Here is a 17912-nt window from a genome sequence, read left to right on the forward strand (position 1 = left end):
CCTTAACCGCGCGGAGTCGCAGCGGCGAGTTTCACAGCCGGAGCCGCCTTGGCAGGGGTGACCTGCGGCAGGTTGCTGGCTTCCAGTGCTTGGCGTTGTTGGGCCAGGGCGGCGAGGGTTTCCTGGCTGGCCATGGGGATCACTTCAGGCGTCACCGGGGCGCCGGGACGTGCCCGCTGCAGACCCTTGACGATGATGGTGTCGTCCTTGCTCAGGCCGCTGCGCACGATGCGCAGGCCTTCGATCTTCGGCCCCAGTTCCACGGCGCGGTAGGCCGGCTTGTTGTCGGCGTCCATCACCAGCACGAACTTCTTGCCCAGGTCGGTGCCCACGGCTTCGTCGTTGATCAGCATCGCCGAGTAGGTGCCGCTGCCCACCAGTTTCAGGCGCGCATACAGGCCCGGGGTGTAGCTGCCGTCACGGTTGTCGAACACCGCGCGGCCGCGGATGGTGCCGGTCTTGGGGTTGACCTGGTTGTCGACGAAGTTCATCTGGCCCAGGTGCGGGTGGCCTTCTTCATTGGACAGGCCCAGGTACACCGGGGTGGTCTGGCCGCGCTGGCCCTGGCGGGCGAGTTGGGTGTACTTGAGGTACACGCGCTCGTCGGCGTCGAAGTAGGCGTAGACCTTGTCGGTGGACACCAGGCTGGTGAGCGGGGTGACATCGGCGGTCACCAGGTTGCCGGCAGTGATCTGCGCACGGCTGACGCGACCGCTGATGGGCGCCACCACCCGGGTGAAGCTCAGGTTGAGCTTGGCCAGGTCGAGTTGGGCCTGGATCGCATCGACCCCGGCCCGGGCTTCCTGGGCGGCGCTGCTGCGGGTGTCGGCCAACTCGGCGGAAATCGCGTTGCTGGTCAGCAGGCGCTGGCCGCGCTGGGCTTCGTTGGCGCTGCGGGTGGCGGTGGCCCGGGCTTGCTGCAGTTGGGCTTCGAGACGGCGGACTTCAGCCTGGAACGGACGCGGGTCGATCTGGAACAGCAGGTCGCCTTTCTTCACCAGGGCGCCTTCGGTGAAGGCCACCTGATCGATCTGGCCCGATACCCGTGGACGGACTTCCACGGTTTCCGGGGCTTCCAGGCGCCCGGTGAACTCGTCCCACTCGTTGACCGGCTGCTCCAGTACCTTGGCCACGCTGACTTTGGCGGCGGGCGGAGCGGAGGCGGTTTCCGGGGCCTTGCCGCAGGCACTCATGACCAGAACGGCGAGGGCGGCTAAGGGGTAACGCAAGAATTTGACTGACTGGTCCATGGTTCATCCGCCAAGGTAATTTGAGATGGGCGGATGATGCTCGGCAGGTCTGTATCTCACGAATCGAATGAAGCGAAGGTAACTATCATTCGGAATGATATAAGCCCCGAGCGAGCCCTCTAGCCTGCGCCTGTCGTTAGGCTGCTATCAATCCCCTCGCGCGCAATTCATTGTTGCTCGCCACGCAACATTGGTCGGCGCAGGTCGCCATCGGCAGCGAGGTGGTTGAGCTGCGCTCGGGGAGGAACCTTGAGCGGGCCAGGCAGGGCGCTTCGGAGACTTTTTGCAGCGGCTCCCACTTGACAGCAAAGCCTTTGAAGACGCGTAATGTGTTGCTATGTTAACGTTAACCTAAATAAGAACAAAAGGATCGTCACATGCAGCTTGCCGCCAAACGCGAGTACTGGCTTATCAGTGGCCTGTTGTTTTTCTTCTTCTTTTCGTGGTCGTCCAGCTATTCGCTGTTCTCTATCTGGCTGCATCGAGTCATCGGCCTGAATGGCACGGAAACCGGCTTCATCTTTGCCGCCAACGCCATTGCGGCGTTGCTGGTCCAGCCATTTTATGGCGCGCTCCAGGACCGCCTCGGGCTGTCCAAAAAGCTCCTGGTGTGGATTGGCATCCTGCTGTGTGCCGCCGCGCCCTTTGCGATTCATGTCTATGCCGGCCTGTTGGCGCAGAACGTGGTGCTCGGGGCGCTGGTCGGTGCCGCGTTCCTGGCACTGGCGATGCTGGCCGGCGTGGGGGTGATCGAGTCGTACACCGAGCGCCTGTCGCGGCATGCCGGTTTCGAGTTTGGAACCACCCGGATGTGGGGATCGCTGGGCTGGGCCAGTGCAACGGGCGCGGTCGGCGTGGTGTTCAACATCAATCCGGACATCACGTTCTACATGAGCAGCGCCGCCGGCATCGTGTTCCTGTTGATCCTGTCGCGCCTGGACCTGAGCCGCTTGAACCAACCGGCGGCGCAGGCGGGCATGGCGGCCCGCCCGGTGCAGCTGAACGATCTCGGGAAGTTGCTGGTCCTCCCGCGATTCTGGGCCTTCAGCCTTTACCTGACGGGGGTGTGCGGGATCTACATGATCTACGAGCAACAGTTCCCGGTGTATTTCTCCTCGTTTTTCCCGACCCCGGAGGAGGGCACCCGCGCCTATGGCTACCTGAACTCGTCCCAGGTGCTGGTCGAGGCGGTCCTGATGCTGTTTGCCCCCTGGGTGGTCAGCCGCACAGGCGCCAAATACGGGCTGATCCTGGCGGGCGGCATCATGTTCGTGCGCATCCTCGGTTCCGGGTTGGCAACGCAGGCCTGGACCATCGCCACCTGCAAGATGTTGCACGCCTTGGAAGTGCCCCTCTTGCTGGTCTCGATATTCAAATACATTTCCCTCAATTTCGACTCCCGGCTGTCTGCCTCGATCTACCTGGTGGGCTTTCAGTTCGCCCAGCAATTGACCGCCATGCTGCTGTCGCCGCTGGTGGGCTACGGCTACGACCGCTTCGGCTTCGCCAACGTCTACGTGCTCATGGCAGCCCTGGTCGGCGCTTGCCTGCTGCTGTCATGGACCTTGTTGCGCAAGGACCCCGCGCGCGGCACCTCCCAAGACGGGCCTGGCGATTCGCCGGAGCTGCCCGCCATCTCTCAATCCGCCCTTCGTTATGAACCCTAGACAGGAACCAGCCATGCACGCGGCACTGTTGGACCAAGCGCACCGCGCTATCGAAAAAACCTTGGCTGAGCGGGGCAACGACTTTCGCCCCGCCTATCATCTTGCGCCGCCGGCGGGATGGATGAACGACCCCAACGGCCTGGTGTTTTTTCGCGGTGAATATCACGTGTTCTACCAGCATCATCCCTATTCGGCGCAATGGGGGCCGATGCATTGGGGACATGCCAGGAGCCGTGACCTGGTGCATTGGGAGCATCTGCCCATCGCGCTGGCGCCTGGCGCTGCCTATGACCGCGACGGCTGCTTCTCGGGGTCTGCAGTGGTCGCGGACGACAGGCTGTACCTGATCTACACCGGGCATGTGTGGCTGGGCGCGCCGGGCGACGACCAGAACATCCGTCAGGTCCAGTGCCTGGCCAGCAGCACCGATGGCGTGTCGTTTCACAAGCACGGGGTGGTGATCGAGACGGCGCCGGAGCCGGGCATCATGCATTTTCGCGATCCCAAGGTGTGGCGACGGGCAGGGCAGTGGTGGATGGCCCTTGGCGCGCGTTGCGGCGACGACCCGCAGCTGCTGCTCTATCGTTCGCACGATCTGCAGCACTGGGAGTACCTGAGCTGCGCCCTGCAAGGGCAGCGTCAGCCGGACGGCTACATGTGGGAGTGTCCGGACCTGTTCGAACTCGATGGCTGCGACGTGTTTCTCTATTCGCCCCAGGGCCTGAAACCCAGCGGCTATGACAACTGGAACAAGTTCCAGAACAGCTACCGAATGGGCCTGCTGGACGACCGGGGTTTTTTCAGCGAGTGCGGCACGCTGCGCGAGCTGGATCACGGTCATGACTTTTATGCTGCGCAGACCCTGCTGGCGCCGGACGGGCGCCGCCTGCTATGGGCCTGGATGGACATGTGGGACAGCCCGATGCCGAGTCAGGCGCATCACTGGTGTGGAGCGCTGTCGCTGCCTCGGGAGTTGAGCCGCGACGGCGAGCGGCTGCGCATGCGGCCGGCCCGCGAGTTGACGGCCTTGCGCCGGTCGCTGCGGACCTTGCCGATTGGCGCGGTGGAATCCGCCGATTGCCTGCTCGATGAGCGAGGCACGCTGCTGGAGTTCGAACTGACCCTGGACCTGGCTGGCAGTACCGCCGAGCGCTTCGGTCTGGCCCTGCGTTGCAGCGAGGACCGGCAGGAGCGGACCCTGGTGTATTTCGATGCCATGGCGCGCCGTCTGGTGCTTGACCGGCAGCATTCGGGCGCCGGTGTGAGCGGGGTACGCAGCGTGCCGATTGCCTGGGGGCAAACCCGGATCGCCCTGCGGATTTTTCTGGATCGTTCCTCTATCGAGGTGTTTGTCGATGATGGCGCCTACAGCTTGAGCAGCCGTATCTATCCTGGTCCCGACAGTCAGGCGGTCACGGCGTTTGCCATCAATGGGCGCGGTGCTTTCGGCGACGTTTCGCTCTGGCACCTGGCCGATCTGCGCCTCTGAGGCGCGGGCGGGACGCGCCTGGCACGACTTGCGGCGGCGTGTTGTCATGCTTTTGCCAGGCATGACATGATGCCCGGCCCTATCAGCATTGGCACCTGCGAATGGCTTCAGTTAAAGATGTCGCGCGCCTGGCAGGGGTTTCCTTCATGACAGTGTCCAGGGCGCTCAATACCCCGGAAAAGGTCAATCAGGAAACCCTGGCGAAAGTTCTGCAAGCGGTGGAGACCCTGGGGTATGTCCCCAGCCTTTCTGCGCGAAAGATCCGCGGCGGCTCCTCGGGTGGCAAGACGATCGGCGTCTTCGCCCTGGATACCGCCACCACGCCCTTCGCTGTGGAAATGCTCCTGTCCATGGAGCGCACCGCCCGCGAAAGCGGCTGGAACCTGTTCATCGTCAACGTCTTTGAAGTGCCGCCGAACCAGCAGACCATCGATCTGATGCTGTCCCATCAGCCTGACGGGATCATCTTCAGCGCCATGCAGCTGCGCACCGTCGAGATCCCCCCGGTACTGCGCAGCCTGCCGCTGGTACTGAGCAATTGCGTGAGCCTGGAGCCCGGCGTGGCCTGCTACGTGCCGGATGACGCAGACGGTCAGTATCAGGCGGTGCGCTACGCCCTCAAGCGGGGCTACCGCAGTCCGCTGTGCATCAACCTGCCGCAGAGCAGCCTGGCCTGGGAGCAGCGACAGCTGGGATTGGCTCGCGCCTTCGCCGAAGCCGGGATAGCGGTGGCCGATGTGCCTCAATACCACCTGTCCCAGGACGACGCCTATCAGGAAACCATTACCGTGCTGGAGAGCCGGTTGCGCGAGCTGCAAGGCCGGCCGGCGTTCGATCTCCTGGTGTGCGGTAACGATCGGATCGCTTTGGTCGCCTACCAGTACTTGCTCAGTCGCGGCCTGCGCATTCCGGATCAGGTGGCGGTCCTGGGGTACGACAACATGATCGGTGTTGCCGAGCTGTTCTATCCGCCGCTCAGTACCGTGCAATTGCCGTATTACGAGATGGGGCGGCGGGCTGCTCAATACCTCATTGAACGCAGGGAACAGCCGATGATTCACCGGGTTGCATGCCCGCTGGTGGAACGCGAGTCCTGCTGAACGCCATGGCTGGCGGGACAATGCGCCAGCCAGCGGGCGCCCATGATCCTGGGGCTGGTCAATCGTCGGCCTGCCTTTACATTTTTTGACTGTAAATTCACTGATTAATACAACTCCGGCTTTGGCAAAGTTCGATACTGCGCGCTCTACCGCCCTGGAGGATTTTCCGCTCGGGGTATCGCTCCAAATGCACGAAAGGAATCATCCGGATGTATCTCTCTCATAGGCTCACGGGGATCGGTCTGTGTGCCGCGTTGTTTGTCCTGGCAGGTTGCGCGCCCACTTCAATCGCCGGACCCGGGGCCAACAATGTGCGCATCACCCACAATGAACCGGGACGTGAATGCAAGTTTCTTGGCGATGTCACCGGCAGTCAGGGCGACTTTCTATTGGGCAGTATCACGGGCAACGCCAACCTCGAAACCGGCGCCCGCAACGACCTGAAAAACAAGGCCGCGGCGATGGGGGGCAACCGGGTTTATCTGCTCACTCAGCGCGCCGGACAGACCGGTTCGGACAATCGCTTGGAGCAAACCAACGTGACGCTTTCGGGCAATGTCTATCACTGCCCTGAGTCCTGAACCGACGCCCTCCCTTTGATCGCGGAAGATCTTTCCCCAGCCAAGAGCTGACCTGTCGGCGCTATCGAAGTCGGCCTCGGTTGGGGGCATCTGCGTGCCACGGATCGCTGGCCAACGTGCGTTCGAGCATGGCTGGTGGATGGCCGCAAGGGGCCATGTCAGACTGCTTGCCGGCTTTTTTGCCCCAGGCAAAAGGGCCGCTACTGGCGATCGGGATCAAAGGGAATTGACGATGCAAACAGACCACATCTTTATTGGCGTGAATGATCACCGGCAAGGCGCTGAGGCATTGAAAGCCCTCGGATTGGTTGAAGGGACGCCGAACACCCACCCGGGCCAAGGCACTGCCAACAGACGGTTCTTCTTGCGCAATGCGTTCATCGAGCTTTTGTATCTCACCGATGAGGCCGAGGCGCAAAGTCAGTTGACCGCGCCGACACGACTCTATGACCGCCTCAAGGGTGACGATGCACACGCCGCACCCTTTGGCGTCTGCTTCAGGCCCTCCAGCGAGGGCGAGGCGCCGCTGTTTCCGGTCTGGGAATATCGCCCCCAGTATTTGCCCGCGGCCCTGAAAGTCGACGTGGGGCATGCGCCGCTCAGCGAGCCGATGTGGTTTTTTCTGGCGTTTGCCAACAGACCCGATGAGGCGCCGATTGAGCGCGCCCAGCCGTTTGAACATCCCAATGGTTTTCGCGAGATGACCGCGGTGCGCATCACCACGCCCGCCCGCGACGCTTTTTCAGCCGCTGCCCACTGCGCAAACCAGCTGCAGGGCTTTGCGATGGTCCAGGGCGATGAGCACCTGATCGAAGTGGAAATCGATCATGGAGCCAGCGGCCAGCACCGGGATTTTCGTCCGCTGCTGCCGATGATCATGCGCTGGTGATGCGTTGCGCCGATCGCTCGGTCATTGCTGCCGCTGAGCCCGCTGCTTGCAGCGGGCGCTTCAGGAGGGCAGGGACAGCAGCCAGGCGCTGAATGTCTTGAATGCCGGAAAATGCTGATAGCGCGCGGCGCAGGTCAGGTAATAGTTGCGGCCGCTTTCCATGGGGTCGAACAGTTTGACCACGGCCCCAGACTCGATTTCATCCTGCACCAGAATATCCGGAACCAGCCCGATACCTATGCCTGCGGCCACCGCCTGGATCAGGTGGGCGGTGAGCTCGAAGCTGGGGCCCGTGCGCATCTTCTGGTGATCCAGGTTGTTGCAGTCGAACCAGTCAGACCAGCCGTTGGGCCGCGAAACCACATTGAGCAGCAAATGATGGGTGATGTCGTCGAGGGACAGCTCGGGGGTGTCTGCCAGGGCTTTGGGGCTGGCGATCACGATCAGCTTTTCTCGCAGCAACAGGTGCGACACGTAGCCCGGCCAATCCCCTTTCCCCGCGCAGATGATGGCTTGCATGTCGCCCACGCTGGAGGGGTTGTCGGCATGAATGATCCTTGAGTGGATATGCACCAGGTTCCTGGGATGACGGGCATAAAACTCATGCATTTTCGGCAGCAGCCATTTTGAGCCGAACGTTGGAAGCACCGCCAGGTTCAACGGGCCATCGTCTTCCTTGAAGGCGATGGTCTGCAGGGTGGCGCTGCGAATGCGGCCCAATGCGGCTGTGAGCTCATGCTGGTAAAGGGCGCCGGCGGCGGTGAGCTCGATTTTTCTTCCCTCGCGCTTGAACAGCGAGATCTCCAGTTGCGACTCCAGGGCTTGCACTTGCCGGCTGACTGCGCTTTGCGTCAGGGCAAGCTCGTCCGCGGCTCTGGTGAAGCTGCAATGGCGGGCGGCGGCCTCGAAAGCGACCAGCAGGGACATCGAGGGGGTCAGTCGGCGTGGGTTCATTCATAAAGCTCATGCAAATGCTGCAGGTTTTACGTTTGTGTGAAACGTCTTGGCCCCACAAAATATGGGGTGTGCCCCTCGCCATGAATCAGCTGTCGGGGGGTAAGCATACATAACGAGAATGCTCAGATTAGCGGTATCGCCAGTAGGAATTCCAGCATGATTGCCCGGTTGTCTCCCCATGAAGTCAAAAACCCAGCCTGTGAGTTGTTCCTGGCTCGCCTGGAACAGGAGGGTTTCCAGGGCGAAATCGCTCGCGATCATGGACTCAGGACCGTGCTGGCAACCGACAACTCGATCTATCAGCGCCTGCCGCAAGCCGCGGTGTTTCCGCGCAATGTGCAGGATGTCGAGCTGTTGGCCCGTCTCGTGGCGCTGGCGCCATTCAGCTCGGTGGTGCTCACGCCGCGGGGCGGCGGAACCGGCACCAATGGTCAATCGTTGACCAGTGGGGTTGTGGTCGACCTGTCACGGCATATGAACGGCATCCTCGAGATCAACGTCGAGGAACGTTGGGTGCGGGTGCAAAGCGGCGTGGTCAAAGACCAGCTCAACGCGGCGTTGAAAGCCCACGGGCTGTTTTTCGCGCCCGAGCTGTCGACCTCGAATCGGGCCACGATCGGCGGCATGATCAACACCGACGCAAGCGGTCAGGGAAGCTGCACCTATGGGAAAACCCGTGATCATGTCCTGGCGCTGTCCACCATTCTCATCGGTGGCGAGCGGCTCGACAGTGCGCCCCTGGAGCCTGAACAGTGGCAGGCGCAGGCCCGTCGCGAAGACAAGGTTGGCGCGGTGTATCGATGTGCGTCGCAGATCGTGCAGCAGTATGCCGAGCTTATCGAACACACGTTTCCCAAGCTGAACCGGTGCCTCACGGGGTACGACCTGGCGCATCTGCAGGAGCCCGATGAACGCCTCAATCTGAGCAGTGTCCTGTGCGGCTCCGAAGGCTCGCTGGGTTTCATTGTCGAAGCCACGCTGAATGTGCTGCCCATTCCCCAGTATTCGATCCTGGTCAATGTGCGTTATGCCGGCTTCATGGACGCATTGCGCGACGCCAAGGCGTTGATGGAGCTCAAGCCCCTGTCCATCGAGACGGTGGACTCCAAGGTCCTCGGACTGGCCATGAACGACATCGTCTGGCACGGCGTCGCCGAATACTTTCCCCAAGACCTCGATGTGCCGACCCTGGGCATCAACCTGATTGAATTCAGTGGCGACGACGAGGCGGCCCTGCTGCAACGGGTGCATGAATTTGTCCTGCACCTGCAGCGTGACACCCGCGTGGTGCGATTGGGGCACACCCTGGCCGTCGGCGCCGAGGCAGTGAAGCGGGTCTACGCGATGCGCAAGCGGGCGGTGGGGCTGCTGGGCAACGTCAAGGGTTCCGCCAGGCCCCAGCCGTTCGTTGAAGATACCGCTGTTCCTCCCGAGCACCTGGCCGATTTCATCGGGCAATTTCGCGAGCTGCTCGATAGCCATGGCCTGGAATATGGCATGTTCGGCCACGTGGACGCCGGGGTCCTGCATGTGCGGCCGATCCTGGACATGAAAGACCCGGCTCAGGCGGCGCTGATCCGGCCCATTTCGGACGCCGTCGCCGAGCTGACGCAACGGCACGGCGGCTTGCTCTGGGGCGAGCACGGCAAAGGACTGCGCTCGCAATACGTGCCCGACTACTTCGGTGAACTCTATCCGGCCCTGCAGGAACTCAAGGCGGCTTTTGACCCGAACAACCAGCTCAACCCGGGCAAGATCGCCACGCCAAAGACGCTGCCCGGCGCCCGGTTGACCCGGGTGGATGAAGTCCAGTTGCGGGGCGAGCTGGATCGCACCATTGATGAGCGGGTCTGGTCGCACTATGACGCCGCCGTGCATTGCAATGGCAACGGCGCCTGCTACAACTTCGATCCCGATGACGCCATGTGTCCTTCCTGGAAAGGCACCCGCAACCGAGTGCACTCGCCCAAGGGGCGGGCTTCCCTGGTGCGTGAATGGCTGCGCTTGCAGGGGCAGCAAGGTGTCGATGTGCTGGCTTGCCAAGGGGGGCTCTCGTCCGGGGCCGCGCTTCTCGGCCTGCCGCGACGTGCGGTCAATACGCTTGCGCAGAAGATGGGCCAGAAAGACTTTTCCCATGAGGTCTACGATGCAATGGCCGGGTGCCTGGCCTGCAAGTCCTGTGCGGGGCAGTGCCCGGTGAAAGTCAATGTGCCGGACTTTCGTTCGCGATTCCTGGAGCTGTACCACAGCCGCTATCTGCGCCCGCTGAAGGATTACCTCATCGGCTCCCTGGAGTACACGATTCCCTACTTCGCCCGCGTGCCGCGCTTGTACAACGGCATCCTCGGCTCGCGGATGGTGGGGGCGTTGCTGCGGCGGGTGGCCGGGATGATCGACAGCCCGCTGCTGAGCTTGCTGAATTTCGATGAGGTTTGCCGCCGGTGGAACGTGCGCGTGGCGTCGCCCGCACGGCTTGAGGGGCTGGACGAGGCGCAACGTGCTCGCAGCGTGATTCTCGTGCAGGACGCCTTTACCCGTTACTTCGAAACACCGCTGCTGGCTGACTGGATCGAATTGATTTCCAGGCTGGGGTTCGAGGTGTACATCGCGCCGTTCGCGGCCAATGGCAAGCCGCTGCAGGTCCAGGGCTTCTTGAAAGCCTTCGAAAAGGCCGCGCATTTCAACGGCCGGTCCCTTCGCCAGCTGCACCGATATCAGATTCCCCTGGTGGGGCTGGATCCGGCGATGACCCTGGTGTATCGGCAGGAGTACGCCAAGACCCTGGGGCAGGATCAAGCGCCGACGGTGCTGCTGCCGCAGGAGTGGCTGGCGCAGGTACTGGCGCCATCGGCGCTGGGCGCCGATCAGGGGACTTACTACTTTCTGCCGCACTGCACCGAAAAAACCAACGAACCGGGCAGCGTGGCCCTGTGGCAGACGATCTTCGCGCGAGTCGGCCTGACGTTGCAGGTACAAGCCAGCGGCTGCTGCGGGATGTCCGGAACCTACGGCCACGAAGCCCGGAACGCCGAGACGTCCGACGTCATTTACAGTCAGTCCTGGGGGCCGCTGGTGGCCCGTCTCAATGGGGCAGGGCGCCTGCTGGCGGATGGCTATTCGTGTCGAAGCCAGGTCAAGCGCAAGGACGGACAGACGGTTGAGCATCCGCTGCAGGCGTTGCTGAAGCTGATGCGCGCCGCCGCCCAATCTTCAGGAGCTTGAGTGGCACGGGCCCGAGGCGCTGTGACGGCCTCGGGTGTCTGTCGCTGTGGACTGGCGTGTATCGGTGGGTGGCCGGCGCGTCAGGGGGGCATCAGAAGCCGTAGAGCTGTGCCGGGTTATCCACCAGGATCTGCTTGATCAGCGCGTCATCGTTTTCAACCCAGTCGAACAGCATCTCCAGCAGGCTGGCGTCGTTGGGCATCGGCACCGGTATGCACGGATGTGGCCAATCGCTTGCCCATAGCAGGCGGTTCGGGTTGGCCTCGATCAGCGCCCGGGCGTAGGGCGTTACGTCGTCGTAAGGGAAGTCCTTCGACGCGGTAAAGCGATAGGCGCCGGAAAGCTTGACCCACGCACGGCCTTCTTTCAGCAGCCGCAGCAGGTCGATGAAGCCCGGGTGGTTCAGCCCGCAACTGGTGGGCATGTGCCCCATATGGTCGATGACGACCGGCACGGGCAGGCTGGCCACGGTTTCATACAAGTCGGCGAATTCGGTGATATCGATCAGCAACTGAAGGTGCCAGCCAAGGGGTGCGACTTTTTCCGCCAGGGCCGCAACATCCGATACCTCAACGCCACTTTTGAAGATCAGGTTGACGCGCACGCCGCGGACCCCGAGGCGATGCATCGACGACAGGGTGTGTGGATCGGTGTCGGTATCGATCACCACCACGCCGCGCAGTGCACTGCCCCCTTCTTTCAGCGCCGCCAGGGTGGTGCTGTTATCGGCCCCATAGACACTGGGTTGGACGATGACTGCGCGACTCAACCCGAGGGTTTTCTGGACACGCTGAAAGGCCTCCAGGGGAGCGGGCGGCGGCGTGTAGGAGCGGTGAGGGGAGAACGGTTGCCCATGCTCGTCACCAAAGACGTGGAAGTGGCAGTCGCATGCGCCCTCCGGCAAGGTGCGTTGCAGTTGGCGAGGCTCGGGATCCGGGCCTGCGCATTGCGGCGCATAGGTTTCGCCCAGCGAACTCATCCGCGTGATTTCCCAGCCTTGCAATCCGCGCAATCCATTGCGCTCGGCGGAGTTGATGATTTGTTGCCAGGTGGCGCGTCTGGCGAGGTCGGGGTCGCCGAGTTTGATGGCATCGAAGATCGCCTGGTGTTCGGCCAGCAGCGTTTCGCCGAGGTCGCTCGAACGAACCAGGCGGTTCTCCAGCAAGGCCGCTTCGTAGACGTGGCTGCAGAGAAAGATGATGAAGTTGCGAAAGTAGTCATTGCCTGTGGCGTCGGCAATTGCCCGCTTGAACTGCAGGCTGTGCTCCAGCATGTCCTGACGGTTTTGTAGGCCGGTGCGCAGGGTGTCCAGGGCCGCTGCGATCTTGTTCAACTGATTGCGCGAGCGGCGTCGGGCGGCCATGGCGGCGGCGGCGACTTCGAGGTCCAGGCGCAGTTCGTACAGCTGACGCAGCTTGTTGCTGTCGGTCAGTTCCTCTTGAGTGATGCGGAAGCTGCTCTGATTGGCTTCGGTGGCAACAAACACCCCAAGCCCTTGGCGACTGATGACGAGACCGGCCGAATTGAGCCGGGCCACGGCTTCACGCACTACATTTCGGCTGACAGCGAAGGCTTCGGCCAAGCGACTTTCGGTGGGGATGCGATCACCGGGACGGAGTCGGCCTTCACGTATTTCACTTTCCAGATAACGAAAGATTTCAACCGAGAAGTGATCACGTCGGCCAATTGCTTTTATAGTCATTTTACTCAGTCATCGAATGTCAGTTTCAAAAGCTTGAAACGTAGAACGCCCGCGTAACGAACGATACGCGGGCGTTACTCTAACAAATGATGGCTCGCTCAGTGCAATTGCTTGCCCTTGGTTTCCGGGAGGAAGCAGGTCACCACCAGGACAAGGCAGTAGGCACCTCCGGCGAACATCGCGATCGCGGTGCCCAGGCTGTATTGGGCACTTATGAAACCGACGAGCCCTGGAAACAGAGCACCCACCGCCCGCCCGAAGTTATAGGAGAACGCCTGGCCGTTGGCCCTCACTGCCGAAGGGTAGAGCTCTGTCAGAAAGGCCCCCATGCCGCTGTAGATACCGGAAGCGGCGAAACCCAAGGGAAAGCCGAGAATCAGCATCTGGGTATTGGTCAGGTTCAGCTGCATGTAGCAGATCACGCTGACGGCCGACAGAACGGCGAAGATGATGAAGTTGGCGCGGCGTCCCAGCCGGTCGGACAGGAAGGCGCCGCAGACGTAACCGAAGAACGACCCCATGATGACGACCAGCAGATAACTTCCGGTGCCGAAGACCGACAGGCCCTTCTCCAGCTTCAGATAGGCCGGCAGCCATGTGGTGATCGCGTAGTAGCCACCTTGCACACCCATGCACAGCAGAGCCGACAACAGGGTGGTGCGCAGCAGCGAAGGGGAGAAAATGTGCCAGAAAGCCACCGTGTCGCCTGTTTCGCTCTGGTGCTTTTTGGTCTGCAGGAAGACCTCGGGCTCTGGCACGTATTTACGAATGTAGAGGACCAGGAGTGCAGGTGCGATGCCGATCCAAAACAGCGAGCGCCAGGCAAGGTCTTCCGGAAGGTAGCTGAAGGCCACTGTGTAAAGCAGCGCGGCCGCGCCCCAGCCGACGGCCCATCCACTCTGCACGATACCCACGGCCTTGCCGCGATGCTCCGCTCGGACCATTTCGCCGATCAACACCGAGCCCACGGCCCACTCGCCTCCAAACCCGAGGCCCTGCAGCGCGCGAAGAACAAACAGCTGTTCGAAGTTTTGCGCGAAGCCGATCAGCACCGTGCAGATCGAGAACCACAGAATGCTGATCTGCAGCAGCCGCACCCGACCGTAGCGGTCCGCCAGAATCCCCGCTCCCCATCCACCAATGGACGAAAAAAGCAGTGTCACGGTGCTCAGCAATCCCACTGATCCCTTATCGATGTGCCAGAGGGTCATCAGCGAGGCGATGACAAAGGTGAACACCATGAAGTCCAGGGCGTCCAAAGCCCAACCGCCAAATGCCGAATAGAAGGTGCGTTTTTCAACGGTATTAAGTTCGCTAAACCAACTCATTATTGTTCTCCGTGCAGCACCTCGGTGCTGCTGGGTTATTGTTTTTGTTATTTGAAGTCGTACAGAACGGCTGGGTTGTCGACCAGGATGCTCTGTCGTTGGCGTTCACCGGGCGCCCATGAGTGCAAGCGATCCAGTAATGAACCGGTGTCGGGCGTGCTTTGGAGGGCGACGTGAGGCCAGTCGCTGCCCCAAACCATGCGTTCGGGTGCGGCGCCCAGCAAGGCATGGGCCAGGGCATCCGTATCGGCATAGTCCGGAGGCTGCTCACTCAGGCGATAAGCGCCCGACAATTTGACCCACCAACCCTGTTCCGCCACGTTTTTCAGCAGCAGCTCGAAGCCCGGCTCCTTGACGCCCAAGTGGGCCGGGAAGTGTCCGAAGTGATCGATCACTACAGGGCAGGGCAGCTTGGCTATCCGCGCCTGCAGCTCGCTTAAAAGCCGGACATCAATCAAAAACTGCATGTGCCAGCCAAGGTCGGCAACTCGATGGGCCAGACGCTCCATCAAGTCCAGATTTACTCCGCCACGAAACAGAACGTTGATGCGCACTCCACGCACACCCAAGGCGTGCATGTGCGCCAGTTCGTCATCGCAGATTCGTTCGTCGACGACCGCGACCCCCCTCAGTTGATCGGGATGACGTTGCAACACCTCGAGCATGTAGCGGTTGTCGGTGCCATAGACGCTGGGCTGCACCAACACCCCTCGCTGCATTCCCGTCGCCCGCAACATGTCCAGATACAACGCCTCAGGTGCGGGAGGCGGGGTGTAACTGCGGTCGGATACCAGGGGATAGCGCGCGAAATCGGCGCAGATCACATGTGCATGGGTGTCGCACGCACCTGCCGGCAGCACGAAGCTGGGCGCTCGGATCTTTTCTCTCGGGGCGGCACAGGAGGGCGGCCATGCTGTGGCGGATTTGGGGTGAGACATGGATTTCATCTCCTCGACAGCTCTTCGCACGCCTTGGCGGCTGAAAAGCGGTACTTGTTGGTTGTTGGTTGTAGGTTGTCCAACAAGTGCTGGCATGTTGAATTTTTGCCATGGCCTTGTCAATGCGCGCAGGTGCGGATTTCGCCCGGCGGAGAAATGGCGATTTGTGAGCTAATGGGAATTTGTATTAATTGCGAATAGTTTTGTATAGCATTCGCGGGCGTTTTTTGGCGGTTTCACCGCTTGTATTGGCCTATTCGTAAAGGTTTTCCTCTCCATGCGTCGAACCCTGCTTTCCATTTGTGTGCTGCAAGCGTTGTCGTCTACTTCATGGGCTGAACAAGCGCAGGTAAAGCCCTCAAGCCTTGAGTTGGACACGGCCGATGTCATCGGCACCGCGACTTATGAACGGGCGGACGGCCCGGTGCAGGGTTACCGCGCGACGCGCTCGGCCAGCGCCACGCGTACCGATACCTCGATCCATGAAACCCCGCAGTCGATCAGCGTGGTCGCGAAGGATGCGGTCGAGGATCTCGGAGCCACTCGTTTGCAGGACGCGCTGGACTACGCCGGGGGCGTGGGGCGGGCGAACAACTTTGGCGGACAGGGGCTGACCACCTTTACCGTTCGTGGCTTCACCACGGGCGAGTTTTACCGCAACGGTTTTCCGATCAACCGCGGCTATCCGAACATGCCGGATGCCAACACCATTGAGCGCCTTGAAGTGCTGCGCGGCCCGGCAACCATGCTTTACGGCCGGGGTGATCCTGGCGGTACTTTCAACGTGGTTTCCAAACAGCCGTTGCCCGAGCGCACGGTCACCCTGGGCAGTCAATTCAACGACCAGGGCATGAAGCGCGGCACGCTGGATGCTTCCGGGCCGCTCGACGAAGAAGGGCGCCTGGCCTATCGACTGAACGTGGTGGGCGAGGGCGGCGACACCTTCCGCGATCATGTCGACACCGAGCGCTACGGCATTGCGCCGGTGCTCACCTGGCAGGTCAGTGATGCGACCCGGCTGATGTTCGAAGGTGATTTCATGCGTAACAACGCGCCTCTGGATCGAGGCATGACCCGGTACGCGAAGCAGGTTGGCAGCGCATCTCGCGACAGTTTTTTCGGTGAAAAAGACGTGGGCAAGTTGCACAACGACAACAACATGGCGCAACTGCGTTTCGACCACCTGCTCAACGACGACTGGACCCTGGGCGGTGGCGTGCAGTGGCTTGATGGTTCGCTCAAGGGCAACGCGGTCGAGGCCAACGGTATTGCCGCCGACGGCCGCACCTTGGGGCGCAATTTCAACTATCGCAAGCTGGAGTGGACCGACCAGGATGTTCAGCTCAACCTGACCGGTCGTTTCGATACCGCCGGTGTGCAGCACACGTTGCTGACCGGCATCGAGTACGAAGACTACGACTACCAGTCGATCATTCAACGCTCCAGCGGCGCTGTCGGTGCGTACCCCATCGACCTCTTCGATCCGGTGTACGGCCAGCCGCGTCCGGCCCTGACCCGCACGCCGACTCATGACCAGGAAAACCTCAAGACTTATGCCGCGTTCGTGCAGGACCAAGTGGCACTGACCGACAAACTGAAAGTGCTGGCGGGGGCGCGTTTCGAACGCTTCGAACATGACTACGAAACCTATGTACCCGGCGGCAGGAGTTGGCAGGCCAGTGACAATGCCGTCACACCGCGCATGGGGGTGAGCTACGACTTGACCGAAACCTTTGCGATCTACGCCGACACCGCTCGCTCGTTCAAGCCCAACACCGGCGCCAGCCGCCTCGGTGGCGGATTTGCGCCGGAGAAGGGCAAGTCTTATGAAATGGGTATCAAGTGGGAAGCACTGGACCAGCAGTTGAGTGTCGACGCGGCGATCTATCAGATCGAAAAGCGCAACGTGTTGACCGCCGACCCTGTTGATTCGACCTTCAGCGTTGCGGCCGGTGAAGTGCGAAGTCGTGGTTTCGATGTCAACGTTGCCGGCAACCTCAGTCCCGAATGGCGCGTGATCGGCGGCTACGCCTATGTCGATGCCGAAGTCACCAAGGACAACGTGCTGCGCTCTGGCACGCGGCTGTTGAACATCCCGAAAAACAGCTTCAGCCTGCTGAACATGTACGAGTTCCAGGACGGCATCCTCAAGGGCCTGGGCCTGGGTGGCGGACTCAAGTACATCGACGAGCGCGCCGGGCAAACCGCCAACACCGGGTTTTCGATGGGCAGCTACACCGTTGTCGACTTGCTCAGTTTCTACAAGGTCAATGACAAGGTGCGGCTCAATCTTGACCTGAAAAACCTCTTTGATCGTGAATATGAAGAGGGCGCGTTCGGCAACGTTTACGCCTACCCAGGGGCCCCGCGGACGCTGCAATTGGGCATTGCCTACACCTTGTAGCGAGTGTGTTTTGCCGGCGGGGGCCGAGCTTGGCCTGATGTTACGGCGACCTGCACAGCCACCTCGAAAAAACCAGGGATAGGGTGCTGACCCGGCGCCCGCGCGCTGACGGCGCGTGGGCCTGGCAGTCGAACACCGGGGCACCGGGCAGGCGCTGGCAGATACCCGAGCAATACATAGCGGCACCGCTTGGCATGGGCTTGTCAGCGGGACTTGCCGGGTTGCTCGCGGACTCTGACGCCGCAGCCAAAGGTGATCTGCTGGATGATTCGCGCCAACTGAGTCGGGTGCCGGGGCGTCCGACGGCGCCGATTGCTCAATCCGTCGGCCCGGCGCTCAGGCACCCATATCGCCTTGGCCCGCCATAGCGTTGCTTGATGCGCTC

12 protein-coding genes are annotated in these 17912 nt (G+C 61.6%); 7 read left to right on the top strand and 5 right to left on the bottom strand.

The window, feature by feature from the left end:
• Positions 1-2: 2 nt before the first annotated feature.
• Positions 3-1250, bottom strand: a complete 1248-nt coding sequence (gene mexE, locus PST29_RS14480) for a multidrug efflux RND transporter periplasmic adaptor subunit MexE (RefSeq protein WP_060839112.1) — start codon at positions 1248-1250, stop codon at positions 3-5.
• 377 nt (positions 1251-1627) lie between these two features.
• Here mexE and PST29_RS14485 point away from each other — a divergent pair, with 377 nt between their 5' ends.
• The 5 genes from PST29_RS14485 to PST29_RS14505 all read left to right on the top strand — a co-directional run bounded on the left by PST29_RS14485 (position 1628) and on the right by PST29_RS14505 (position 6976).
• Complete coding sequence (locus PST29_RS14485; protein WP_060843471.1) at positions 1628-2917, top strand: MFS transporter; 1290 nt, start codon at positions 1628-1630, stop codon at positions 2915-2917.
• 13 nt (positions 2918-2930) lie between these two features.
• Positions 2931-4406 carry a glycoside hydrolase family 32 protein gene (locus tag PST29_RS14490; protein ID WP_060843472.1) on the top strand — a complete coding sequence of 492 codons (1476 nt, stop codon included), beginning with the start codon at positions 2931-2933 and terminating at the stop codon, positions 4404-4406.
• A gap of 101 nt (positions 4407-4507) precedes the next feature.
• Positions 4508-5506: a LacI family DNA-binding transcriptional regulator gene (locus PST29_RS14495; protein ID WP_060843473.1), complete on the top strand. Its 999-nt coding sequence runs from the start codon at positions 4508-4510 to the stop codon at positions 5504-5506.
• A gap of 209 nt (positions 5507-5715) precedes the next feature.
• A complete protein-coding gene (locus PST29_RS14500; protein WP_060839116.1) occupies positions 5716-6087 on the top strand; it encodes a DUF4156 domain-containing protein in 372 nt (123 codons plus the stop codon).
• Positions 6088-6319: 232 nt separating this feature from the next.
• Positions 6320-6976 (top strand): VOC family protein, encoded by a 657-nt coding sequence (locus PST29_RS14505; RefSeq protein ID WP_060843474.1) that lies wholly within the window; start codon positions 6320-6322, stop codon positions 6974-6976.
• A 60-nt stretch (positions 6977-7036) separates the two neighbouring features.
• Here the strand turns inward: PST29_RS14505 and PST29_RS14510 are convergent, their stop codons facing one another.
• Positions 7037-7930 (bottom strand): LysR substrate-binding domain-containing protein, encoded by an 894-nt coding sequence (locus PST29_RS14510; RefSeq protein WP_060843475.1) that lies wholly within the window; start codon positions 7928-7930, stop codon positions 7037-7039.
• A 159-nt stretch (positions 7931-8089) separates the two neighbouring features.
• Here PST29_RS14510 and ydiJ point away from each other — a divergent pair, with 159 nt between their 5' ends.
• Positions 8090-11155, top strand: coding sequence for a D-2-hydroxyglutarate dehydrogenase YdiJ (ydiJ, locus tag PST29_RS14515; RefSeq protein WP_060843476.1), 3066 nt, complete (start codon positions 8090-8092; stop codon positions 11153-11155).
• Between the two features lie 91 nt (positions 11156-11246).
• Here ydiJ and PST29_RS14520 read toward each other — a convergent pair whose 3' ends face one another.
• The 3 genes from PST29_RS14520 to PST29_RS14530 form a co-directional block, all read right to left on the bottom strand.
• The gene (locus tag PST29_RS14520; RefSeq protein ID WP_060843477.1) at positions 11247-12857 is read right to left on the bottom strand and encodes an amidohydrolase family protein; all 1611 of its coding nucleotides are present in this window, start codon (positions 12855-12857) and stop codon (positions 11247-11249) included.
• Positions 12858-12955: 98 nt separating this feature from the next.
• Entirely contained in the window at positions 12956-14185 is a 1230-nt protein-coding gene (locus PST29_RS14525; RefSeq protein WP_060839121.1) for an MFS transporter, read from the bottom strand.
• Between the two features lie 47 nt (positions 14186-14232).
• On the bottom strand, positions 14233-15123 hold the full coding sequence (locus PST29_RS14530) for an amidohydrolase family protein (protein WP_060843478.1): 891 nt from the start codon (positions 15121-15123) through the stop codon (positions 14233-14235).
• Between the two features lie 277 nt (positions 15124-15400).
• On the opposite strand from PST29_RS14530, the gene PST29_RS14535 reads away from it, so the two are divergent.
• Positions 15401-17527, top strand: coding sequence for a TonB-dependent siderophore receptor (locus PST29_RS14535; protein WP_060843479.1), 2127 nt, complete (start codon positions 15401-15403; stop codon positions 17525-17527).
• Positions 17528-17912: the final 385 nt, after the last annotated feature.

Source organism: Pseudomonas sp. St29, from assembly GCF_001547915.1.
Taxonomy (GTDB): domain Bacteria; phylum Pseudomonadota; class Gammaproteobacteria; order Pseudomonadales; family Pseudomonadaceae; genus Aquipseudomonas.